The 23954-nt window shown below is 38.1% G+C and carries 14 protein-coding genes, 1 tRNA gene and 3 rRNA genes; 7 read left to right on the forward strand and 11 right to left on the reverse strand.

Annotated elements, in window-relative coordinates:
• Positions 1 to 32: 32 nt before the first annotated feature.
• The 3 genes from MKX45_RS00680 (at position 33) to MKX45_RS00690 (ending at position 2851) form a co-directional block, all read left to right on the forward strand.
• The gene (locus MKX45_RS00680) at positions 33 to 1373 is read left to right on the forward strand and encodes a glycosyltransferase family 4 protein (protein ID WP_012898632.1); all 1341 of its coding nucleotides are present in this window, start codon (positions 33 to 35) and stop codon (positions 1371 to 1373) included.
• 107 nt (positions 1374 to 1480) lie between these two features.
• A complete protein-coding gene (locus MKX45_RS00685; RefSeq protein ID WP_003130579.1) occupies positions 1481 to 1705 on the forward strand; it encodes a YkuJ family protein in 225 nt (74 codons plus the stop codon).
• Between the two features lie 141 nt (positions 1706 to 1846).
• The gene (locus MKX45_RS00690) at positions 1847 to 2851 is read left to right on the forward strand and encodes a hypothetical protein (protein WP_139008495.1); all 1005 of its coding nucleotides are present in this window, start codon (positions 1847 to 1849) and stop codon (positions 2849 to 2851) included.
• A gap of 40 nt (positions 2852 to 2891) precedes the next feature.
• On the opposite strand, the gene MKX45_RS00695 is transcribed toward MKX45_RS00690, so the two are convergent.
• Complete coding sequence (locus MKX45_RS00695; protein ID WP_057720559.1) at positions 2892 to 3644, reverse strand: tRNA1(Val) (adenine(37)-N6)-methyltransferase; 753 nt, start codon at positions 3642 to 3644, stop codon at positions 2892 to 2894.
• Positions 3645 to 3990: 346 nt separating this feature from the next.
• Positions 3991 to 6624, reverse strand: a complete 2634-nt coding sequence (polA, locus tag MKX45_RS00700) for a DNA polymerase I (protein WP_340816713.1) — start codon at positions 6622 to 6624, stop codon at positions 3991 to 3993.
• Between the two features lie 238 nt (positions 6625 to 6862).
• Here polA and MKX45_RS00705 point away from each other — a divergent pair, with 238 nt between their 5' ends.
• Complete coding sequence (locus tag MKX45_RS00705) at positions 6863 to 7672, forward strand: Cof-type HAD-IIB family hydrolase (protein ID WP_057720561.1); 810 nt, start codon at positions 6863 to 6865, stop codon at positions 7670 to 7672.
• Entirely contained in the window at positions 7672 to 8595 is a 924-nt protein-coding gene (locus MKX45_RS00710) for a LacI family DNA-binding transcriptional regulator (RefSeq protein ID WP_139008497.1), read from the forward strand. The genes MKX45_RS00705 and MKX45_RS00710 overlap by 1 nt, the downstream gene beginning before the upstream one ends.
• 103 nt (positions 8596 to 8698) lie before the next feature.
• Here MKX45_RS00710 and rrf read toward each other — a convergent pair.
• From rrf to rpsB, 8 genes are all read right to left on the reverse strand, one after another.
• Positions 8699 to 8814: ribosomal RNA gene (gene rrf / locus MKX45_RS00715) — 5S ribosomal RNA — on the reverse strand.
• A gap of 83 nt (positions 8815 to 8897) precedes the next feature.
• Positions 8898 to 11798: ribosomal RNA gene (locus tag MKX45_RS00720) — 23S ribosomal RNA — on the reverse strand.
• Positions 11799 to 11936: 138 nt separating this feature from the next.
• A tRNA-Ala gene (locus MKX45_RS00725) sits at positions 11937 to 12009 on the reverse strand.
• A gap of 93 nt (positions 12010 to 12102) precedes the next feature.
• Positions 12103 to 13649: ribosomal RNA gene (locus tag MKX45_RS00730) — 16S ribosomal RNA — on the reverse strand.
• The 16S, 23S and 5S rRNA genes sit together here with 1 tRNA gene alongside, the layout of an rRNA operon.
• A 367-nt stretch (positions 13650 to 14016) precedes the next feature.
• Positions 14017 to 14508: a sigma-70 family RNA polymerase sigma factor gene (locus MKX45_RS00735; RefSeq protein WP_128267964.1), complete on the reverse strand. Its 492-nt coding sequence runs from the start codon at positions 14506 to 14508 to the stop codon at positions 14017 to 14019.
• Between the two features lie 265 nt (positions 14509 to 14773).
• Positions 14774 to 16504, reverse strand: coding sequence for a septation ring formation regulator EzrA (gene ezrA, locus MKX45_RS00740; RefSeq protein WP_003132670.1), 1731 nt, complete (start codon positions 16502 to 16504; stop codon positions 14774 to 14776).
• 204 nt (positions 16505 to 16708) lie between these two features.
• Positions 16709 to 17737, reverse strand: coding sequence for a translation elongation factor Ts (tsf, locus tag MKX45_RS00745; protein ID WP_015427183.1), 1029 nt, complete (start codon positions 17735 to 17737; stop codon positions 16709 to 16711).
• A 121-nt stretch (positions 17738 to 17858) separates the two neighbouring features.
• Positions 17859 to 18626 carry a 30S ribosomal protein S2 gene (gene rpsB, locus MKX45_RS00750; RefSeq protein ID WP_011836067.1) on the reverse strand — a complete coding sequence of 256 codons (768 nt, stop codon included), beginning with the start codon at positions 18624 to 18626 and terminating at the stop codon, positions 17859 to 17861.
• A 358-nt stretch (positions 18627 to 18984) separates the two neighbouring features.
• Here rpsB and MKX45_RS00755 point away from each other — a divergent pair, with 358 nt between their 5' ends.
• The gene (locus MKX45_RS00755) at positions 18985 to 20010 is read left to right on the forward strand and encodes a lactonase family protein (protein WP_010906341.1); all 1026 of its coding nucleotides are present in this window, start codon (positions 18985 to 18987) and stop codon (positions 20008 to 20010) included.
• 231 nt (positions 20011 to 20241) lie between these two features.
• Positions 20242 to 22953, forward strand: a complete 2712-nt coding sequence (gene adhE, locus MKX45_RS00760; protein WP_057720876.1) for a bifunctional acetaldehyde-CoA/alcohol dehydrogenase — start codon at positions 20242 to 20244, stop codon at positions 22951 to 22953.
• A gap of 459 nt (positions 22954 to 23412) precedes the next feature.
• On the opposite strand, the gene MKX45_RS00765 is transcribed toward adhE, so the two are convergent.
• On the reverse strand, positions 23413 to 23910 hold the full coding sequence (locus MKX45_RS00765; protein ID WP_038602414.1) for a nitroreductase family protein: 498 nt from the start codon (positions 23908 to 23910) through the stop codon (positions 23413 to 23415).
• Positions 23911 to 23954 lie beyond the last annotated feature (44 nt).

Below are 23954 nucleotides of genomic sequence, written 5' to 3' on the forward strand. Positions count from 1 at the left end.
AAATTTACAGAAATATAAACGGGAATTTATTTATGAGAGTTGGACTTTTTACAGATAGTTACTTTCCACAAATCAGTGGAGTAGCAACAAGTATTCGCACTTTGGCCCTAGAGCTTGAAAAATTAGGGCATGAGGTTTTCATTTTTACAACAACAGATCCAAATGCTGATGTGGACCACGAACGAAATATTATTCGGCTGCAATCCATTCCTTTTGTGAGCTTAGCAGAACGTAAAATTGTCCTCAAAGGTGTTTTTGCTGCTTATTTAATTGCTAAAGAATATGATTTAGATATCATCCATACGCAAACTGAATTTGGAATGGGAATTTTAGGTAAAATGGTTGCTGCTCAATTACGCATCCCTGTCATTCATACCTTACATACTAAGTATGAAGATTATGTTTACTACATCGCCAAAGGACGCTTAATCCGTCCAAGTATGGTTAAATACATTATTCGTAATTTCCTGCGTGGAACTGAAGCGATTATTTGTCCAAGCGAAATGGTTTTGGAAACTGTCAATAGTTATGGTGTCACTCTTCCTAAACGTGTCATTCCAACAGGAATTGAAATTGACCGTTTTAAACGTGATGACATTAAACCTGAAGAAACAGCAAAATTAAGAGTCGAGCTTGGTCTTGCAGAAAATGAAATCATGTTGCTCAGTCTCTCACGGATTGCGGCTGAAAAAAATATCCAAGCAGTGATTCATGCATTACCAGATATTTTAGAAGAGTTTCCCGTGAAACTTGTAATCGTTGGTCATGGCCCATATGCCGAAAATCTTAAAGAATTAGTTAAAGAACTTGAACTTACTGATAAAGTTGTCTTCACAGGCCCAGTTGAAAATGAGAAAACAGCCTATTATTATAAAGCTGCTGACTTCTTCATTTCTGCTTCTACTTCAGAAACCCAAGGCTTGACTTATCTTGAAGCAATGGCAGCAGGGACAAGAGTCCTAGCTGCTAAAAATCCTTATTTGTCTGAATTAATTAATGACGATGAATTCGGACAACTCTTCATTGGTGATGATGATTTAGCTGAAGTTACCAAAAAGGCAATTCGTGATTTACATCCCATTGATAAAGATAAATTTGAAAAGAAACTTTATGAAATTTCAGCGGAAAATTTTGCTAAAAAAGTTTATCTCTTCTATATTGACACCATTATTGAATACAATAACCTTAAGTCTATTGAGGCGGAACGTTTTCCAATGAAAATGGAAGATACCATTCGTCAAATGCCAGTTACTGTTAAACGTTCACTTAAAAGAGAACAAATTCGAGCAAAATATTTTGCCAGAAAAGCCAGTAAACTTGCCAAAAATCTACAAAGTTATGTTAAAATAGATAAGGACAAAGAACAGGACTAATGGGGTCAATCCTAAGAACTGTCCCTTTGAAAAACAATTGGAAGTAAAAAACAATTTTATAAAAACAGAGTTTTGCTTTGCAGAACACCGAAAGGAATTTTTAAGAAATGAAATCACATTTGTTAGCAATTATGAATCGCTTAAACCGTTTGGTTGAAGGTGGTGACCCAAAAGAAACTTATAATTTTGAACGTGAAGGCGAAGTAATGCTTACTGTAAGTTACAGTCCAGAAGATGAAGCTTTTGCTTTGCGTTATCCTAAACAAAAAGATGCTTCATTGTTCGATGATATCGACCTTGTTGCCATTGAAATTTATGATATGATTTATTAAAAAGTTACTGATGAAAAGATTAGGATAAACCTAAGAGCTTTCATCAGTATTTTTTTATCTTAATTCTAACATTTCTTAAATGTTGTTGAACTTTTACATTTTTTATAGTAGAATATCAATAAAATACAATTGGAGAGGTTTATGAAAAAGAAAATTTGGATGTCCTTGGGACTTGCTGCACTTGCAGTTTTTTCCCTTTCTGCTTGCTCAACTAAAAACTCTGATGAGGCCAAAAAAGCTTTTATTTCAGATACAGTTGCCTTGAATAATTCTAAAGACTATAATGCTCAAAAAGTAAAAGTTGATGTTAATGAATTCAAAATTCATGGTGGTGGAGATAATTCTGAATTCAACAAGATTTTTAACAAGGGTGCTGGACTCGATTTTAATATTGGACTTGATAAGACTAACCAACTTGCAGTTCTTGATGGAAAATTGACAGTCGCTAAAAAAGATTATGATTTAGGATTTATGATGTCACAAAAAGGGCTTTATATTAGTAGTTCAGACATTAAATCACTTTATGATAACAATAAAGATTTAATTCCAAGTTCTGCCGAAGATACGGCTACAATTTACGGAGCTATGATTGATAGTCTCAATAAATCATATTTGCTGATTGATTCGCAAACGCTTGATTCAAATGTTCAATCTTCTAAAGATAACTGGGAATCAACGCTTAAGCAACTTTTTGAATCAAATTCAAAAATGAGTGAAGCTGATTTAGAGAAGCAATATAAAGAGATTCCCAATTCTGATTTCACCAAATCTGGAAATAAAGTGACTGTGGAATTTTCTGGTAAAGATATTGACCTCAATGATTTAATCAATAATTTGAGTGCTACTTATTCTATTCCTAAAGAACAAACAGAGCGATTAATCAAAGAAAGTAAAAATATTGATATCAGCAAACTTTCTATTAAATTAACTGTAGATAAAAAATCTCATGAAATGACTGGAAAACTGACTGGTAGTATTTCTAATACAAAAGAAAAAACAAATGCTGATCTTGACATTTCTTTAGCCTCAACGCGTGGCAAACTAAAAGAAACCCTTAAAGAGCCCGCTGCTACAGACACTAATACACTCGAAGAAGTGCAAAATGCAGCCATTGAAAAGTTAATGGCGCAAGCAAGTGCGATTTAATAAAAAAGTTACTGACAGAAATTTCTGTCAGTAACTTTTTTTAATGTTTTCCATAATAAATTTCATCAATTTCATCAGTGTAAGTTCCGTCATCATTATGAACAATCAAAGGCGGTAAGAAAATTTCGCCCCCTTCTTTGCCGTCTTTAATCGCATCAATCAATAAAATATTTGCTGGTTGATTTTCCTTAGGATAAACAAATTGAATCCATTTAGGTTGCAAATTATTAGAACGCATTTTGTCTACAATTTCTAAAAAACGCTCTGGTCTATGAACCATGGCAATGTGTCCGTTTGTTTTGAGTAATTTTTTACTGACAGAAAAAATTTCATCCAGATTTGTCGTCAATTCATGACGGGCCAAAGTATAATGCTTACTTTCATTTAAATGACTTTCATCTGAATCCACTTTAAAATAAGGTGGATTACAAAAAATCAAATCTGCACTTGAAGTATGAAGATGGTCAAGCGCTCGATTAAGATTATCATTAATGACAGACATTCTGTCAGTAAGTCCATTGAGTTCAATTGAGCGAGTTGCCATATCAGCCAAACGTTCTTGAATCTCTAATTCAATAATTTGAGCATTTGTTTTAGAACTCGCAAAAAGTCCGACAGCTCCATTTCCCGCACATAAATCTACAATTTTACCCCGTTTTGGTAAGCGCGGAAAACGAGCTAACAAAATCGCATCAATGCTAAAAGAAAAAACCTCTCGGCTTTGAATAATTTTTACCCCACTGCTGGCGATTTCATCAATTCTCTCATCCATGTTCAATTCGATATTTTCCATAATTTTATTATAACACAGCCAGTAAGGCGAAACAAAATTTCGTGCTGTTGACTCTCCGTCTAATTACTATTTCGCTCCCTTCGTCAGCTGAATTGTCCATACTCTCTACGGCAGTAAACTGCCAAGTTCTAGTGGCAATCAAGTCCCATCGGGCTTAGCGGGTTGCCTTTCTACTAATCCGAAAAAGGGTGAAGATACGGGCAATGAGTATTTTAACATAGCCCCTAACCTTTCTTCTAACAGTACCCGTTAAAAAACGATAATCAGCCCCAGCTAATTATCGTTTTTATTTATTTTGTCAATAAACGTGAAGAAGTGAGCAGTTTAATTCTATCAATAATCTTTATTATTTAGCTTCATACCAAGTTTTACCAGTATTTTCATCCACTTTTAATGGGACAGCAAGTTCAATCGCTTCTTCCATCGTTTGTTTTACCAATGCCTTAATTTCATCTAATTCCCCTAAAGGAACATCAAGGATAATTTCATCGTGTACTTGCAATAATAATTTTGATTTAAAATCACGAGCACTCAAAGCTTTATCCAAATTAATCATCGCAATTTTTAAGATATCAGCTGCCGAACCTTGAATTGGTGAGTTAATAGCCGTCCGTTCTGCAAAACCACGAACATTAAAATTACGAGCATTAATATCTGGAATCTTACGACGACGGTGACTCATTGTTTCAACAAAACCTTTGTCTCGTGCCTCGCGAACAATATTTTCCATATAGGTTTTAATCCCAGGATAACGTTCAAAATAAGTTTCAATGTAATTTTTAGCATCTTTTCTTGTAATTCCAAGATTTCTTGCTAAACCAAAATCGGAAATTCCATAGACTACTCCAAAATTGACTGCTTTAGCATTTCTACGATCATTAGCAGTCACATCTTCTGCTTTTTCAATGCCGAAAACACGCATAGCCGTTGAAGTATGGATATCAGCTCCATGTTTAAAGGCATCAATTAAATGTTCATCCCCAGAAATATGTGCCAAAACCCGCAATTCAATTTGTGAATAGTCAGAACTCAATAAAAGCGAATCTTTGCTTGGGACAAAAGCTTTACGAATTTTTCGTCCCTCCTCAAGTCGAACAGGAATATTTTGTAAATTCGGGTCAACTGAGCTCAAACGTCCAGTTTGAGTCAAATCTTGAACATAACGTGTATGAATTTTTCCATCATCAGCAATTTGAGGAATCAGACCTTTCACATAAGTTGATTGTACTTTATTGATTTGACGATATTCCAAAATTTTTGCTACAACGGGAGATAAAGCAGCTAAATCTTCTAAAACATCCACTGCCGTTGAATAGCCTGTTTTTGTCTTCTTTCCAACCGGTAGCTGTAATTTTTCAAATAAAATCACACCCAACTGTTTTGGTGAATTAATATTAAATTCTTCACCAGCCAAGTCGTAAATTTCACGCGTCAAAGAAGCCAATTTTTCTTCATTTTCCGCACCAATTTCTTCCAGTGTATTTTGGCTGACAGCAATCCCTGTAATTTCCATTTTTGCTAAAACTTCTGCTAATGGTAATTCCATATCAGCCAAAAGGTGTTCTTGTTCATTTTCAAGCAATTCAGCCATCATTTTTTCTTTGGCCAAGGCAAGCACTTTAATTTTACGAGCTAAATGTTCAAATAAAACCGCGTCATCAGGTAAAGCAATTTTTGTACCTTTGCCAAAAACTTCTTCATCCGTTGCCAAATGTCCGCTATTGAAAAGTCTTGCAATCGTCGAAATTTTATTATCTTCTGTTGTTGAAATTAGATATTTTGCAAGCATTGCATCAAATTTGACCAAAGGTAATTCGATATCCAAGTGACTCAAAAGTACCCGATTTTTCTTGAAATCATAAGTATTTTCGGGGAACTTCATTTTTGTCAGTAAATCTATATTTTTAGAAACATAAATTTTCTCAGCATTTCCCCAGGCAAAAGCCACAATTTGCTCACGATGATAATTTTCCCCTAAAGTTTCCAAATAGAAGAAATCATCAGCATTTACCTTTTCACTGATAGAGCCATCAGTAACTATTTCAAAATCAATTTCGTCAACAACTTTTTCGTCAGTAACTTCTCCACCAGTCTCAGCCAATAATTTACTTTTGAATTGAGCAAATCCCATTTCATCATAAAATTGACTAAGTTCATCAACCTTTTTACCTTTTAAAAGCGTATCATCTAAGCCAATTTCAATTGGAGCTTTCGTATTTATCGTTGCCAATTGTTGTGACAAAAAAGCCATTTCTTTGTCAGCAATTAGATTTTCTTTCATTTTGCTGGCTTTCAAAGAATCAACATTTTCATAGAGATTTTCAAGTGACCCAAACTCTTGCAAAAGTTTAAGACCAGTTTTTTCGCCAACTTTTGTCACGCCAGGGTAATTATCAGAAGAATCGCCCATTAATGCTTTTAAATCAATAAATTGAGCTGGAGTCAATCCCATTTTTTCTAAAAGATAATCAGGTGTAAACTCCTCAAACTCAGCAACCCCCTTCTTAGAAATTTCAACTCGCGTATTTCCATCCACAAGCTGAATCATATCCTTATCACCCGTCACAATAGTAACATCAAAATTAACATCTGGGGCTTCCGCCATTTTGTCCAAAGTCCCAATAATATCATCAGCCTCATAGTTAGCTAACTCATAATGGCGAATTCCCAATTTCTCAATCATTTCCTTGATAAAAGGTAATTGCTCACGAAATTCATCTGGTGTTTTTGAACGTCCGCCTTTATAGTCAGCAAACATTTCCGTACGAAAAGTTGTTTTTCCTGCATCAAATGCAATCAAAACATGTGTGGGCTCAATCCGTTCCATCAAAGAAGAAAGCATTGTATGAAATGCAAAAATAGCATTAGTATGTAACCCATTTGGCGCTTTAAAGCGATCTATCTGATTATATAGCGCAAAAAAGGCCCGAAAGGCAACCGATGACCCATCAATTAGTAAAAGTCTGTCCTTGTTCTCCATTTTATTTCCTATCTCTTCCATATTTCTATACTTTTACCCATTCATCTAAGTAAATATTATCTTAAAACACATAAAAACGAGCTTTACTAAATTATAACATTTTCACCCCTTCTTTTGGAACTGCTCAACTTTAAGCATGGTCATTCAATTATTTTAAAAATAAATAATCAATAATCCTTGACATGGAACGCGTTCCATAATTTAAAATAGACTTAATCAAACAAAGGAGCTTAATCACATGAAAATTAAACACATTTTTACAGATATGGATGGAACATTACTTGACTCACACGGAAGTGTATCAGACACTAACCACTGGTCTATTTATTACAGTGACCTTCCAATCACATTAGTTTCAGCCCGTAGTCCCTTGGAAATGAGCAATATTGTAGAAAAATTACAACTAACAACGCCTCAAATCGCATTTAACGGAAACCTAACCTTCACCCAAAATCAATTTGGACTACAAATTATTGATAAAAATCCCCTAGCTTCAGAAACCGTCTCACAACTATTAAATTACATCTCAACAGAATTTCCCAATGTCAGCTTAAATTGGTACAGTCTTGCTCACTGGTACATTAACAAACAAGACAAAGGAACCTTTATCCAAAAAGCAATAACAGGTATAGAACCTAAAATCAAAGCCTTTGATAGTCAATCAGAAATATATAAAATAATGATGATTGTCTTTGATTCTCAAGAACTCTTACAACTTCAAGCTCAACTAAATAATCTAAACATCCCCAATATTTCAGTTCAACAAAGCGGACAATGGTATTTAGAAATTACATCTAATAATAAAACAAAAGCCGACGCTGTACAATCAATACTTGATAATAAAAATTTAGACTTTCAGGAAATTGCCGCTATTGGTGATGGTCATAATGATATTCCACTTCTCCAATCAGCTGGACTATCTATCGCCGTAGATAATGCTAACTCCGAGGTCAAAAAACATGTTAAAATGGTTGTAGCAAAAAATACTGAACATGGTGTTGCTGAAGCAATATCAGCTATTAATACCATTAACGAACAGGTGATATAATGACCTCTTTATCCGATTTATCGAAACTTAGCGGCTATTCAAAAGCTACCATCTCTCGTGCCCTTTCTGGGAATGGCTATGTTTCAAAAGAAACACGTAAAATTATTTTGGACTTAGCTAAAGAACTTGACTATACTCCCAATGCAATCGCACAGGATTTATCGGCTGGTACAACAAAAAATATCGGAGTTGTCCTCCCCTACGTCAAGCATCCGTTTTTTGGGCAAATATTAGAAGGAATTCTGGATAAAAGTTTTGAAACCGGTTATAAAATCTTCATCCTCCCTTCAAATTATGACCAAAATCTAGAAATTCAATACTTAGAACAACTCCGAAAAAAAGCATTTGAAGCATTAATTTTTACCTCAAGGGAAGTTTCTGAACAAACCGTTCATAAATACCAAAAATATGGCTCAATTATTTTATGCCATAAACCTAAAAGTAAAAAAATAGCCGCCAGTTATGCAGAAAGAAAAATTGGATATCGAAAAGCTCTAGAATGGCTCCAAGAACAAAATTGTAATAATATTGGGTTTCTCTTTGCACGTTATAAAAGTCCAACTACATCTGTTACTCTCCAAACCTATAAAGAAATATACGAAGAAAAAGTAAGAGATGAACAAATAAAAACGGGTGCAGTATCTTCAGCAGACGGTTACAAATTGGGGCCCCAACTTACACAATTTGATGCAATATTTGCAAATTCTGATGATATTGCTGCTAATGTTTGGCATTGGTTTGAACAACAAAAAATACCTAAACCTGTTATTATTGGCCAAGAATCATTAATATCTGGTCAGGTTCTCAATATTCCAACCGTAAATAATCACTTTCAACAAGTAGGACGTTGCGCATTTGAATTGGCTATTTCCAAAGAAATTCAGCAACTAGCAATTAAATCAGAGTTTATTCTAAATCGTTAAATAAAAAAAGGCCCGAAAGGTCTTTTTTTATTTATTCATACATCACATCTCTTGAATCTCGTTAGCGAGATAAAAAAAAGAGGAGCCTTAGCTCCTCCAGTTCACTTGGCCACTCGCCTATCTCCCAGGGGGCAACCCCCAAGTACTTCCGCCGTAGATGGACTTAACTTCTGTGTTCGACATGGGAACAGGTGTATCTCCATCGCAATGATGACCAAATCATTAAATGTTACCTTGAACATTCAAAACTAAATAACAATTCTTCTAACTTTTAAACCATAAGCATATTATATTTGACTCTTTTGGTAAAGTCCTCGAGCGATTAGTACTGGTCCGCTCCAAGTCTCGCAACTCTTCCACTTCCAGCCTATCTACCAGATCATCTCTCTGGGCTCTTAATTCTTACGAATGGGTAATCTCATCTTGAGGTGGGCTTCGCACTTAGATGCTTTCAGCGCTTATCCCTTCCCTACATAGCTATCCAGCCGTGCTCCTGGCGGAACAACTGGTACACCAGCGGTAAGTCCATCCCGGTCCTCTCGTACTAAGGACAGATCCTCTCAAATTACCTACGCCCGCGACGGATAGGGACCGAACTGTCTCACGACGTTCTGAACCCAGCTCGCGTGCCGCTTTAATGGGCGAACAGCCCAACCCTTGGGACCGACTACAGCCCCAGGATGCGACGAGCCGACATCGAGGTGCCAAACCTCCCCGTCGATGTGAACTCTTGGGGGAGATAAGCCTGTTATCCCCAGGGTAGCTTTTATCCGTTGAGCGATGGCCCTTCCATGCGGTACCACCGGATCACTAAGTCCTAGTTTCCTACCTGCTCGAGTTGTAGCTCTCGCAGTCAAGCTGGCTTTTACCTTTACACTCTACGATTGATTTCCAACCAATCTGAGCCAACCTTTGAGCGCCTCCGTTACTCTTTAGGAGGCGACCGCCCCAGTCAAACTGTCCGTCAGACACTGTCTCCCTGGCCGATTATGCCAGCGGGTTAGAGTAACCATAAGTCAAGGGTAGTATCCCAACAACGCCTCAATAGAAACTAGCGTCCCTATTTCAATGGCTCCTACCTATCCTGTACATGACTTACAGGTACTCAATATCAAACTACAGTAAAGCTCCATGGGGTCTTTCCGTCCTGTCGCGGGTAACCTGCATCTTCACAGGTACTAAAATTTCACCGAGTCTCTCGTTGAGACAGTGCCCAAATCATTACGCCTTTCGTGCGGGTCGGAACTTACCCGACAAGGAATTTCGCTACCTTAGGACCGTTATAGTTACGGCCGCCGTTTACTGGGGCTTCAATTCATACCTTCGACTTACGTCTAAGCACTCCTCTTAACCTTCCAGCACCGGGCAGGCGTCACCCCCTATACATCACCTTGCGGTTTAGCAGAGAGCTGTGTTTTTGATAAACAGTTGCTTGGGCCTATTCACTGCGGCTGGCTTTTACACCAGCACCCCTTCTCCCGAAGTTACGGGGCTATTTTGCCGAGTTCCTTAACGAGAGTTCTCTCGATCACCTGAGGCTACTCGCCTCGACTACCTGTGTCGGTTTGCGGTACGGGTAGATATGACTTTACGCTAGAAGCTTTTCTTGGCAGTGTGACATCAGAGAGTTCGCAACCGTAGTTGCTTCCCCATCACAGCTCAATGTTAAAGAGAAATGCATTTGACACATCTCACACCTCACTGCTTAGACCAGAATCCATTAACTGGCATCTCTTAGCCTACTGCGTCCCTCCATCACGATCATATCTAGTACTGGAATATCAACCAGTTGTCCATCGACTACGCCTTTCGGCCTCGCCTTAGGTCCCGACTAACCCAGGGCGGACGAGCCTTCCCCTGGAAACCTTAGTCTTACGGTGGATAAGATTCTCACTTATCTTGCGCTACTCATACCGGCATTCTCACTTCTTAACGCTCCAGCACTCCTCACGGTATACCTTCATCGCGGTTAAGAACGCTCTCCTACCATTGATAAAATATCAATCCAAAGCTTCGGTAATATGTTTAGCCCCGGTACATTTTCGGCGCAGGGTCACTCGACTAGTGAGCTATTACGCACTCTTTGAATGATAGCTGCTTCTGAGCTAACATCCTAGTTGTCTATGCAACCCCACATCCTTTTCCACTTAACATATATTTTGGGACCTTAGCTGTTGGTCTGGGCTGTTTCCCTTTCGACTACGGATCTTAGCACTCGCAGTCTGACTGCCGAACATGTGTATTAGCATTCGGAGTTTATCTGAGATTGGTAATCCTAGACGGACCCCTCACCCAAACAGTGCTCTACCTCCAATACACTTACATTTCGACGCTAGCCCTAAAGCTATTTCGGAGAGAACCAGCTATCTCCCAGTTCGTTTGGAATTTCTCCGCTATCCACAAGTCATCCAAACACTTTTCAACGTGTCCTGGTTCGGGCCTCCAGTGCGTCTTACCACACCTTCACCCTGCTCATGGATAGGTCACTAGGTTTCGGGTCTACATCATGATACTAAGTCGCCCTATTCAGACTCGGTTTCCCTACGGCTCCGTCTCTTCAACTTAACCTCGCATCATAACGTAACTCGCCGGTTCATTCTACAAAAGGCACGCTCTCACCCATTAACGGGCTCGAACTTCTTGTAGGCACACGGTTTCAGGTGCTATTTCACTCCCCTCTCGGGGTTCTTTTCACCTTTCCCTCACGGTACTGGTTCACTATCGGTCACTAAGGAGTATTTAGGGTTGGGAGATGGTCCTCCCGGATTCAAACTGGATTTCGCGTGTCCAGCCCTACTCAGGATACTGCTAGGTATAAGCGCTATTTCGTCTACGGGATTATTACCCTCTTTGATTAACCTTCCCAGGTTATTCGACTATAATGCTTAAGTCCACGTTGCAGTCCTACAACCCCAAGAAGCAAGCTTCTTGGTTTGCCCTTCTTCGCGTTCGCTCGCCGCTACTTACGAAATCGTTTTTACTTTCTCTTCCTGCAGGTACTTAGATGTTTCAGTTCTCTGCGTTACCTTTACATGAGCTATGTATTCACTCATGAATAACTGCTAGTAGCAGCTGGGTTTCCCCATTCGGAGACCTAGGGATCAATGCGTACTTACTGCTCCCCCTAGAATATCGTCGTTAGTCACGTCCTTCATCGGCTCTTAGTGCCAAGGCATCCACCGTGCGCCCTTATTAACTTTGCCATGATGATTTATAATCATCGTTTTTCAAGTATAAGTTTGTAAATTCTTTAAAATTCACAGCTTTTGGTTTATTTATCGTTATTAGATATTGTTATTTAGTTTTCAATGTTCAAGTGATTTTAACGTCTTGTCTGACAATGGAGCCTAGCGGGATCGAACCGCTGACCTCCTGCGTGCAAAGCAGGCGCTCTCCCAGCTGAGCTAAGGCCCCACAATCAAGAAGTTGATTCTTGCTTAGGTTTATGACTAAACCCCTCAAAACTGAATAAAGTTGAATGCTCACGTCTTTGTATATATTCCTTAGAAAGGAGGTGATCCAGCCGCACCTTCCGATACGGCTACCTTGTTACGACTTCACCCCAGTCATCGGTCTTACCTTAGGAAGCGCCCTCCTTGCGGTTAGGCAACCTACTTCGGGTACTCCCAACTCCCGTGGTGTGACGGGCGGTGTGTACAAGGCCCGGGAACGTATTCACCGCGGCGTGCTGATCCGCGATTACTAGCGATTCCGACTTCATGTAGGCGAGTTGCAGCCTACAATCCGAACTGAGAATGGTTTTAAGAGATTAGCTAAACATCACTGTCTCGCGACTCGTTGTACCATCCATTGTAGCACGTGTGTAGCCCAGGTCATAAGGGGCATGATGATTTGACGTCATCCCCACCTTCCTCCGGTTTATCACCGGCAGTCTCGTTAGAGTGCCCAACTTAATGATGGCAACTAACAATAGGGGTTGCGCTCGTTGCGGGACTTAACCCAACATCTCACGACACGAGCTGACGACAACCATGCACCACCTGTATCCCGTGTCCCGAAGGAACTTCCTATCTCTAGGAATAGCACGAGTATGTCAAGACCTGGTAAGGTTCTTCGCGTTGCTTCGAATTAAACCACATGCTCCACCGCTTGTGCGGGCCCCCGTCAATTCCTTTGAGTTTCAACCTTGCGGTCGTACTCCCCAGGCGGAGTGCTTATTGCGTTAGCTGCGATACAGAGAACTTATAGCTCCCTACATCTAGCACTCATCGTTTACGGCGTGGACTACCAGGGTATCTAATCCTGTTTGCTCCCCACGCTTTCGAGCCTCAGTGTCAGTTACAGGCCAGAGAGCCGCTTTCGCCACCGGTGTTCCTCCATATATCTACGCATTTCACCGCTACACATGGAATTCCACTCTCCTCTCCTGCACTCAAGTCTACCAGTTTCCAATGCATACAATGGTTGAGCCACTGCCTTTTACACCAGACTTAATAAACCACCTGCGCTCGCTTTACGCCCAATAAATCCGGACAACGCTCGGGACCTACGTATTACCGCGGCTGCTGGCACGTAGTTAGCCGTCCCTTTCTGGGTAGTTACCGTCACTTGATGAGCTTTCCACTCTCACCAACGTTCTTCTCTACCAACAGAGTTTTACGATCCGAAAACCTTCTTCACTCACGCGGCGTTGCTCGGTCAGACTTTCGTCCATTGCCGAAGATTCCCTACTGCTGCCTCCCGTAGGAGTTTGGGCCGTGTCTCAGTCCCAATGTGGCCGATCACCCTCTCAGGTCGGCTATGTATCATCGCCTTGGTGAGCCTTTACCTCACCAACTAGCTAATACAACGCGGGATCATCTTTGAGTGATGCAATTGCATCTTTCAAACTTAAAACTTGTGTTTAAAGTTTTTATGCGGTATTAGCATTCGTTTCCAAATGTTGTCCCCCGCTCAAAGGCAGATTCCCCACGCGTTACTCACCCGTTCGCTGCTCATCCAGTTGGTACAAGTACCAACCTTCAGCGCTCAACTTGCATGTATTAGGCACGCCGCCAGCGTTCGTCCTGAGCCAGGATCAAACTCTCAAATAAAGTATTTAAGTCACCGAAGTGACTGGCTTGTCTTTCATTATTGATTGACAGATTTTTGATGTATCTTACTACATCACATGAGTCATTCTTCTTTATTCAGTTTTCAATGGTCTAGCTTATCGCTTCAAGACCCTCGTCTCTTGCGACAACTATTATATTCTATCAAACCTACCTAATCTTGTCAAGAATTAACTGTGGCTTTTACGACTTTTTTTATCTTACGTTCGCTTTTTCCCTCTCCTGTATTCGCTTTATTTCTTGCCACCACTAGCTTTGGCAAATTAAAAAAATTAGTCTTTTTTTACTTGCTTTTTTTTCTTCTCTTATCAAAAAACTCCCTATTTTTACTAAAATAGGGAATTCCTCTTCACTCTTCGTCTTCTGAAAATAAAATGGCCTTTATTTTTTCACGAAGGCGATACCGTTCCATGCGAGTTAGTTCTTCTCCTCGCATTTGTCGAAGTAGTAAGTCTTGATAATGTGCGCTCAAACCTTCATATACTTCTGCCAGCAAATGATTGAAGACCACTTCATTTTCTGGACTAGTATCACCTGAATTTATCCAGTCTGAGCATTCATAAACATCTAAACCTATAAAATGGTCATGGCTTCGTTTCTTTGCATAACTCCGTCTTAGCTCATCAATTAATCTTTGATGATACTTTACCTTAAATTTCGTATGCAGCTTTTGACCATCGCTCTGCTCTTCTAATAGAAGATGTAAAATAATCATCCCCTCTTGAAGATAATCCTCTATTTTCCATGTTCTAATGCGAATTTGTTTCATTAATTTCATAACTATAGGTTTCATTTCTGAAAACAGATTTTCAAAATTCTCTTCTTCCAAGTAATATGTCATTGGAAAGTTCTCCTTTTATATTATATTATATTATCTTTATTTGATTTATTAGTAAGAAGATAGGGGTGGAGAATGTATATCTAATAAACAGTCAGGGAGCATCTTATTATAATGAGCTATTTTCATATCTATCCTTCCAAGACATTTTTATGGCTTTTATTACATTATAATAATTTCTACGTGTTTTACCTAACGATATTATGCGAATATTCAGAATTTATAACCCAATAAATAAAAGCAAGGCTATTTACCTTGCTTTTTTATTTTATAAGTAATCAGGAGTAGGTTTATTTTTAAAATAAACTCCTGAAATTCTAGAAGCTGCACCTGGTTCTACAAGTTCTAGCGTTTTTGAAATTTCATCAAATGAACCATCATAGTCACGGCTGTTTTCAAATAATTGAAGCGCTCTTGAGATCCCTTGTGCTACTTGTTCATTTGCAGCTTTATACCGATTAGCATATTGAATCAATTGTTCAGCTAATACCGCATGGTCAGTCAAATTAGTCGTTGCTTCTTTTAAAACATGCATATCTTCAGTGCTTACGTCGACAAGATGATTAATTGTATCAATGTTGATTCTAACTCGTCCTAATTCTTTGAAAAGATTTTGTACTCGATCTCCTGTTGTGAAGAACAAGTCGAGATAATCTTTAGGAAGACCAGGGAGATTACATTTTTCAACATAACGTTTTATTGTACGGAGTTCAGAATCAAAGCGTTCCGCAATTTCTTGAGCTGCTCTTTCTTCATCTCTGAGTCCTGTAAGGGTATCACTAATCTTAATTTGGTTCTTCTCAATATCTTCAAGCGCATTGACTACTGAATTTACTCTACGAGAAAGGATTGAGTAAGGCATTGTTTTAGCTTGAATATTTCCTAGAATTTCATCAACATCTGAGTCAAGAGATTCTAAATGTTCTTGATAACCTCTAACATATCCTTTTTCGTTTCCAGAAAGGATATAGGCTTGTGTAACATGGTCAATTTCAAGGAGAAGATTTTTATTATTTGCTCTAATATGTTCAATATATTCTTTGAGAACTGATGAACGTTTTTCAACATTTCGACGTGCGCTATATTCTCTTTCAAAAATAGCATAAAGTTCTTCAACTTTTTCTTGAATTAAACCAAGTTCAGCTTCCACTCGATCTAGTTCAAATTGTTCTAATAATGAACTACTTTCAACGAGATGATCATGTAAATCATCCATTCTTTCTTTAATGTTGACATTATCGGGAAGAATGTATTCTTCTGCAACGAATTTATCACTCGCTTCTTGCAATTCTTCAAGTCGTTTAGGAACATCTTTTTCAATTGTTTTAATAAATGATGGAATTTGCTCTGTAATTGCACGTAAAGCAATCGTATGTTCTTCAGCAGTCTCCAAAACTTCAGCCGCTTCAATCGGATCACCTGTTGAGTTTAGCGTTACAAACTGAGAAAATTCTGTTTCGATATTGGCTAAATGTTTTTCAAGTTCAGTAATAACTGTTCCATACAAATCTGCATTGTCAGCAATATCGCTACGTAAGTTATCATATAAATCAAGGGATTCTTGAATTTTATTTGAATTACGCTTTTCTTGTTCAACAAGTTGAGCAACACCTTGACGAATTCCTTCGACATCACCTTCCATTAATTCAATTTGTGCCTCACTATCCGCTACAGATTCACGAGCACGGAAAAAATGGAATGAGTCGTTTAATTGTTCAGCTTCAAAAATATGTTCTTCCAAATCAGCAAAAGAGTTTGATGATAAGTCAAGCCATTTTTGGTTCCATTCACGGAAAATTGTTTGCGATTGTCCGACGAGATGCATTTTTTTAACAGAATCAATTTCTTCTTGAACAGGTAAATCGAAAAGCGATTCCTTTCTCTCTTCTAAGGCTAGGATACGGTCTTCTGTTTTCTTTCGCATTAATATTGCAAAAGCATAAAAGGCTACGAGGATAACTAATAAGACAACAATGAGGATAATGACAGTACTTGACATGCTTTACTCCATAAAATGATTTAATTACTTAAAAATAGTTTAATTACTTAGGTTAGATAGATTTTAAATAGATAGAAAATCTCAAATATAATTATAGCATATTGCGTCAAAGAAATACACTATTTTCTTAGTTTTCTAACCGAAAAGTCGTTTTTTATTTTCAAAATAAAAAAAGCAACCTCTAGAGGCTGCTTTTTAATTAAATTAAAGTCCTGCTTTTGCTGCTTCAACTTCTGCTGCAAAGTCTGTTTCAGCTTTTTCAATTCCTTCACCAACTTCAAAACGTGTGAATGCAATTGCTTTAGCTCCTTTTGATTCAAGGAAAGCTTCGACTGTTTTGCTGTCATCCATGATGTAAAGTTGTGCAAGAAGAGCAAATTGTTGGTCAACTTTTGTATTGTCAACGATGAATTTAGCCATTTTACCTGGAAGAATTTTGTCCCAGATTTTTTCTGGTTTTCCTTCAGCTTTAAGTTCTTCTTCAAATGAAGCTTTCGCTGCTGCAAGAACTTCTTCTGTTAATTGGCTCTTAGAACCAAATTCATGGTGTGGAAGTTCTGGTTTGTTAACAAGTACACGGCTAGCGTTGTCTTCATCAATTTTGTGGTTCATTTGTGCTAATTCAGCTTTAACAAATTCTGAATCAAGTTCATCAGCTGAAAGAACAGTAGGGTTCATTGCAGCGATATGCATTGATAGTTGTTTAGCAAGTGTTTCATCTGCACCTTCAACGACAGAAACAACCCCAATTTTACCACCGTTATGTTGGTAAGCTCCAAAGTGTTGAGCATCAGTTTTTTCAATTACTGCAAAACGACGGAAAGTAATTTTTTCTCCGATTGTAGCAGTCGCTTGAACAAGTTCTGCTTCAAGAGTAATACCTGAAGCTGTTTCAAGTGCCAATGCTTCTTCGTTAGTTGCTGGTTTTTTAGACGCAATAAGTTCTGCTGTTTCTTTAACCAAGGCAACAAATTGATCATTTTTAGCTACGAAGTCTGTTTCTGAGTTCAATTCAACAATCGCTGCAACATTTCCGTTTACAGCAATTCCTGTAAGTCCTTCAGCGGCTACACGATCAGCTTTTTTAGCTGCTTTTGCAATCCCTTTTTCACGAAGAAGTTCTGCTGCCGCTTCCATATTTCCGTCAGTTTCAACAAGAGCGCGTTTAGCGTCCATGATTCCTGCACCAGTTTTTTCACGTAATTCTTTTACTTGAGCTGCTGTTACTGCCATTTTGTAAATCTCCTATGTGTTTTTTTCTGTCAGTATTGACAGTAGTTTTATTTAAAAAAACAGGCGAGGCGTAAGGCCTCGCCTGTTGTAGTTACTTAATTAGTATAAGTTGAAGTTAAAATTATTTACCTTCAACGATTTCAGCAAGTTCTTCAAGTGATTCTTCTGAAGCTGCTTCTTCTGCTACGAAATCTTCCGCTGCATCTTCACCTTGACGTCCTTCAATGATAGCGTCTGCCATTTTAGCTGTAATCAATTTAACAGCACGGATAGCATCATCATTTGCAGGAATAACTACATCGATTGGTTCTGGATCTGCGTTTGTGTCAACCATTGCTACAACTGGGATTCCCAAAGTTTTAGCTTCTTTAACTGCGATTTGTTCAGCATGTGGGTCAACGATGTACATAACATCTGGAATACGAGGCATATCAGCGATACCACCGATGAATTTTTCAAGGCGTTCGCGTTCTTTGTTAAGAAGAACTACTTCTTTCTTAGGTAAAACTTCGAAAGTTCCTTCTTCTTCCATTTTGTTGATTTCTTTAAGGCGTGTCACACGTGTTTGGATAGTGTTCCAGTTAGTGAGCATACCACCCAACCAACGGTGGTTTACGTAGTATTGACCAGCGCGGAGAGCTTCTTCTTTAACTGCTTCTGCAGCTTGTTTTTTAGTACCAACAAAAAGAACTACTGCACCTTCTTGTGAAGCGTTTTTTACATAGTTGTAAGCATCGTCAACAAGTTTTACAGTTTTTTGAAGGTCGATAACGTGGATACCATTACGTTCTGTGAAGATGTATGGTTTCATTTTTGGGTTCCAACGACGAGTTTGGTGACCGAAGTGAACACCAGCTTCAAGAAGTTGTTTCATTGAAATAACTGACATGTTAATGTCTCCTTTTAAAATAGTTTTTCCTCTTTCATCTGTCATCCGCAGCCGCAATACTTGCGTACACTACGACTTTGTCGAGACGAAATGCGAGATGGTTGCATAACAACTCTATCATTATACATTGTTTGACCTATTTTTGCAAGTATCTATTCATGCTTCTATTGTTCAGTAAATCTATTTTTCTAGCCACTCCTATTGTCTGACAAATTTAATTGTTAATTTAGGCTCTATAATCACTAAAAGAGTAAGTTTTCAAATTTTTTTCTAAGAAAAAAATTAATATTTTTGCTGAAACCGCTTTTTTTGTGATAAAATAATTATAGTAAATAAATTAGTTTGTGAGGAGAGAAATATGAAAGAAAAAATCCTTTTAGGCGGCTATACAAAACGTGTATCTAAAGGCGTATACAGTGTTCTTTTGGACACTAAAGCTGCTGAATTATCATCATTAAATGAAGTCGCTGCGGTTCAAAACCCTACTTATATCACTCTCGATGAAAAGGGACACCTCTATACTTGTGCAGCAGATAGTAATGGTGGAGGAATCGCCGCCTTTGATTTTGATGGCGAAACTGCCACTCATCTCGGAAATGTCACAACCACGGGAGCTCCACTCTGCTATGTTGCCGTGGACGAAGCGCGCCAATTAGTTTACGGAGCGAACTATCATCTTGGAGAAGTTCGTGTTTATAAGATTCAAGCTAATGGCTCACTCCGATTAACGGATACAGTTAAACATACTGGTTCTGGACCACGTCCTGAACAAGCTAGCTCACACGTTCATTATTCTGATTTGACTCCTGACGGACGACTTGTCACCTGTGATTTGGGAACAGATGAAGTCACTGTTTATGATGTCATTGGTGAAGGTAAACTCAATATTGCTACAATTTATCGGGCAGAAAAAGGAATGGGTGCTCGTCATATTACTTTCCATCCAAATGGTAAAATCGCTTATTTGGTTGGAGAGTTAAATTCAACAATTGAAGTTTTAAGTTACAATGAAGAAAAAGGACGCTTTGCTCGTCTTCAAACAATTAGCACCCTACCTGAAGACTATCATGGAGCAAATGGTGTTGCTGCCATCCGTATTTCATCTGACGGTAAATTCCTCTATACTTCTAATCGTGGACATGATTCTTTAACAACTTACAAAGTAAGTCCTCTTGGTACAAAACTTGAAACTATTGGTTGGACAAATACTGAAGGTCATATCCCTCGCGATTTTAATTTCAACAAAACTGAAGATTATATCATTGTCGCTCATCAAGAATCTGATAATTTATCTCTTTTCTTGCGAGATAAAAAAACCGGTACTTTAACTTTGGAACAAAAAGATTTTTACGCTCCTGAAATCACTTGCGTTTTACCACTATAAAAATTTATTTTTTCACAAAGTTTGACTGATAAACTAAAAAAGATTGCTAATTCCTATCAAAGAATTAGTAATCTTTTTTTCTTCAGTAAAGCTTGTTATAAACCGTTTTCTAAACTTTTGATGAGTGTTTTTGTAAAAATCATCACAATATTGCTTGACATCTATAAAAAACTTTGTTAAACTATTCACGTAAAAGAAAGTGAATGAAATCACAAAGGAGAACCTACAAATATGGCAACTAAAAAAGCCGCTCCAGCTGCAAAGAAAGTTTTAAGCGCTGAAGAAAAAGCCGCAAAATTCCAAGAAGCTGTTGCTTATACTGACAAATTAGTCAAAAAAGCACAAGCTGCTGTTCTTAAATTTGAAGGATATACACAAACTCAAGTCGATACTATTGTCGCTGCAATGGCTCTTGCAGCAAGCAAACATTCTCTAGAACTCGCTCATGAAGCCGTTAACGAAACTGGTCGTGGTGTTGTCGAAGACAAAGATACAAAAAACCACTTTGCTTCTGAATCTGTTTATAACGCAATTAAAAATGACAAAACTGTTGGTGTCATTTCTGAAAACAAGGTTGCTGGATCTGTTGAAATCGCAAGCCCTCTCGGTGTACTTGCTGGTATCGTTCCAACAACTAATCCAACATCAACAGCAATCTTTAAATCTTTATTGACTGCAAAAACACGTAATGCTATTGTTTTCGCTTTCCACCCTCAAGCTCAAAAATGTTCAAGCCATGCAGCAAAAATTGTTTACGATGCTGCAATTGAAGCTGGTGCACCGGAAGACTTTATTCAATGGATTGAAGTACCAAGCCTTGACATGACTACCGCCTTGATTCAAAACCGTGGACTTGCAACAATCCTTGCAACTGGTGGCCCAGGAATGGTAAACGCCGCACTCAAATCTGGTAACCCTTCACTCGGTGTTGGAGCTGGTAATGGTGCTGTTTATGTCGATGCTACTGCAAATATCGAACGTGCTGTTGAAGATCTTTTGCTTTCAAAACGTTTTGATAATGGGATGATTTGTGCCACTGAAAATTCAGCTGTTATTGATGCTTCAGTTTATGATGAATTTATTGCTAAAATGCAAGAACAAGGCGCTTATATGGTTCCTAAAAAAGACTACAAAGCTATTGAAAGTTTCGTTTTTGTTGAACGTGCTGGTGAAGGTTTTGGAGTAACTGGTCCTGTTGCCGGTCGTTCTGGTCAATGGATTGCTGAACAAGCTGGCGTCAAAGTTCCTAAAGATAAAGATGTCCTTCTTTTTGAACTTGATAAGAAAAATATTGGTGAAGCACTTTCTTCTGAAAAACTTTCTCCTTTGCTTTCAATCTACAAAGCTGAAACACGTGAAGAAGGAATTGAGATTGTACGTAGCTTACTTGCTTATCAAGGTGCTGGACATAATACTGCAATTCAAATCGGTGCAATGGATGATCCATTCGTTAAAGAATATGGCGAAAAAGTTGAAGCTTCTCGTATCCTCGTTAACCAACCAGATTCTATTGGTGGGGTCGGAGATATCTATACTGATGCAATGCGTCCATCACTTACACTTGGAACTGGTTCATGGGGGAAAAATTCACTTTCACACAATTTGAGTACATACGATCTATTGAATGTTAAAACAGTGGCTAAACGTCGTAATCGCCCACAATGGGTTCGTTTGCCAAAAGAAATTTACTACGAAAAAAATGCAATTTCTTACTTACAAGAATTGCCACACGTCCACAAAGCTTTCATTGTTGCTGACCCTGGTATGGTTAAATTTGGTTTCGTTGATAAAGTTTTGGAACAACTTGCTATCCGCCCAACTCAAGTTGAAACAAGCATTTATGGCTCTGTTCAACCTGACCCAACTTTGAGCGAAGCAATTGCAATCGCTCGTCAAATGAAACAATTTGAACCTGACACTGTCATCTGTCTTGGTGGTGGTTCTGCTCTAGATGCTGGTAAGATTGGTCGTTTGATTTATGAATATGATGCTCGTGGTGAAGCTGACCTTTCTGATGATGCAAGTTTGAAAGAACTTTTCCAAGAATTAGCTCAAAAATTTGTCGATATTCGTAAACGTATTATTAAATTCTACCATCCACATAAAGCACAAATGGTTGCAATTCCTACTACTTCTGGTACTGGTTCTGAAGTGACTCCATTTGCAGTTATCACTGACGATGAAACTCATGTTAAGTACCCACTTGCTGACTATCAATTAACACCACAAGTTGCCATTGTTGACCCTGAGTTTGTTATGACTGTACCAAAACGTACTGTTTCTTGGTCTGGTATTGATGCGATGTCACACGCGCTTGAATCTTACGTTTCTGTTATGTCTTCTGACTATACAAAACCAATTTCACTTCAAGCTATCAAACTTATCTTTGAAAACTTGACTGAGTCTTATCATTATGACCCAGCGCATCCAACTAAAGAAGGACAAAAAGCCCGCGAAAACATGCACAATGCTGCAACACTCGCTGGTATGGCCTTCGCTAATGCTTTCCTTGGAATTAACCACTCACTTGCTCATAAAATTGGTGGTGAATTTGGACTTCCTCATGGTCTTGCCATTGCCATCGCTATGCCACATGTCATAAAATTTAACGCTGTAACAGGAAACGTTAAACGTACCCCTTACCCACGTTATGAAACATATCGTGCTCAAGAGGACTATGCCGAAATTTCACGCTTTATGGGATTTGCTGGCAAAGATGATTCAGATGAAAAAGCTGTTCAAGCTCTGGTTGCTGAACTTAAGAAATTGACTGATAGCATTGATATTAATATCACTCTTTCAGGAAATGGTGTCGATAAAGCTCACCTTGAACGTGAACTTGATAAATTGGCTGACCTTGTTTATGATGATCAATGTACTCCTGCTAATCCTCGTCAACCACGTATTGAAGAGATTAAACAACTCTTGTTAGACCAATATTAATATATTGATTATAGTATTTGGAACCGAACGATATCCATGCTCGCTAACCTGCTAAAGCAGGAAGTCGCAACGGTACGTCAACCTCGTATTGATGTGATTAAACAGTTGTTGTTAGACCAATACTAATAATCTATTGATTAAAATAATTAAAACGCTCTGATGAATTCGTCAGAGCGTTTTTATAGCTTATACAACTATCAAAAGGTATAAATCAATTTCGATATAGGCTCTTTTCACTCCACTGATTTATATTTCTATAAAAATCAATAATTAATTAGCGATAGAAGTCGAGTTCATGCATGCTAATAATGAAATTGTTTTAAATTCTGGTTTTTCTTTATGTTCTTTGCGAACATCTTTCACAGTTTCTTTGTTCATGAAAATCCCTCCTTATTATGGTACTATTTTGAGCCCAAATAGTTATATAAGAATCCTAAACTTCGGATATCTTATCAAAGATTAATTAATAATAAAATAAATTAGGGGTTCTTCTATTCCCAACAGAGCATCATTATCTACGAAGCCTAATGGACAACCGTATATCTCTTTTTCTGAAAGTAGTAGTTGAAAATTTTGCAGAAAAGCACCACATTCGATTGAAGCATACCTTATCCCACAATTACCATATTTACCAAAATATTTATCGTAATCATATGTTACAGCAATAAGAATTGAACTTGAAGAAAAATATTTATCATCATAAAAACAAGTTTTTTTAATTTGATTTATCTCGAATTTCTCTGTACTTATCTCCCCTTTAGAGTTAAATATTTTTTTATTGTTCTTATAAAAAAGTAAAACTTTCAAACCATATATAGCTCCGGCAGAAGGAACGCTATGTTTCTCAAAATTATAGTAGGATTTTTTTACTACTTCTATTACACTTTCAACATTTACACCAATATTATGAAATTTATTTGATTTTCTTAGTTGAATAAGCTCTTCAAGATTCTTCAACGATTTTCTCCTTGATTAACTCTTTCAGAAATTCATCTTCATCA

It is taken from the genome of Lactococcus sp. FSL W8-0209 (assembly GCF_038006585.1).
Lineage (GTDB): Bacteria > Bacillota > Bacilli > Lactobacillales > Streptococcaceae > Lactococcus > Lactococcus lactis.

Coding starts and splice junctions, on each gene's coding strand:
- MKX45_RS00755 (WP_010906341.1), top strand. CDS start 18,985: ATGAAAGAAAAAATCCTTTTAGGCGGCTATACAAAACGTGTATCTAAA.
- adhE (WP_057720876.1), top strand. CDS start 20,242: ATGGCAACTAAAAAAGCCGCTCCAGCTGCAAAGAAAGTTTTAAGCGCT.
- MKX45_RS00695 (WP_057720559.1), bottom strand. CDS start 3,644: ATGGAAAATATCGAATTGAACATGGATGAGAGAATTGATGAAATCGCC.
- ezrA (WP_003132670.1), bottom strand. CDS start 16,504: ATGTCAAGTACTGTCATTATCCTCATTGTTGTCTTATTAGTTATCCTC.
- polA (WP_340816713.1), bottom strand. CDS start 6,624: ATGGAGAACAAGGACAGACTTTTACTAATTGATGGGTCATCGGTTGCC.
- MKX45_RS00735 (WP_128267964.1), bottom strand. CDS start 14,508: ATGACATATTACTTGGAAGAAGAGAATTTTGAAAATCTGTTTTCAGAA.
- tsf (WP_015427183.1), bottom strand. CDS start 17,737: ATGGCAGTAACAGCAGCTCAAGTAAAAGAATTACGTGAAAAAACTGGT.
- MKX45_RS00705 (WP_057720561.1), top strand. CDS start 6,863: ATGAAAATTAAACACATTTTTACAGATATGGATGGAACATTACTTGAC.
- MKX45_RS00680 (WP_012898632.1), top strand. CDS start 33: ATGAGAGTTGGACTTTTTACAGATAGTTACTTTCCACAAATCAGTGGA.
- MKX45_RS00710 (WP_139008497.1), top strand. CDS start 7,672: ATGACCTCTTTATCCGATTTATCGAAACTTAGCGGCTATTCAAAAGCT.
- MKX45_RS00685 (WP_003130579.1), top strand. CDS start 1,481: ATGAAATCACATTTGTTAGCAATTATGAATCGCTTAAACCGTTTGGTT.
- rpsB (WP_011836067.1), bottom strand. CDS start 18,626: ATGTCAGTTATTTCAATGAAACAACTTCTTGAAGCTGGTGTTCACTTC.
- MKX45_RS00690 (WP_139008495.1), top strand. CDS start 1,847: ATGAAAAAGAAAATTTGGATGTCCTTGGGACTTGCTGCACTTGCAGTT.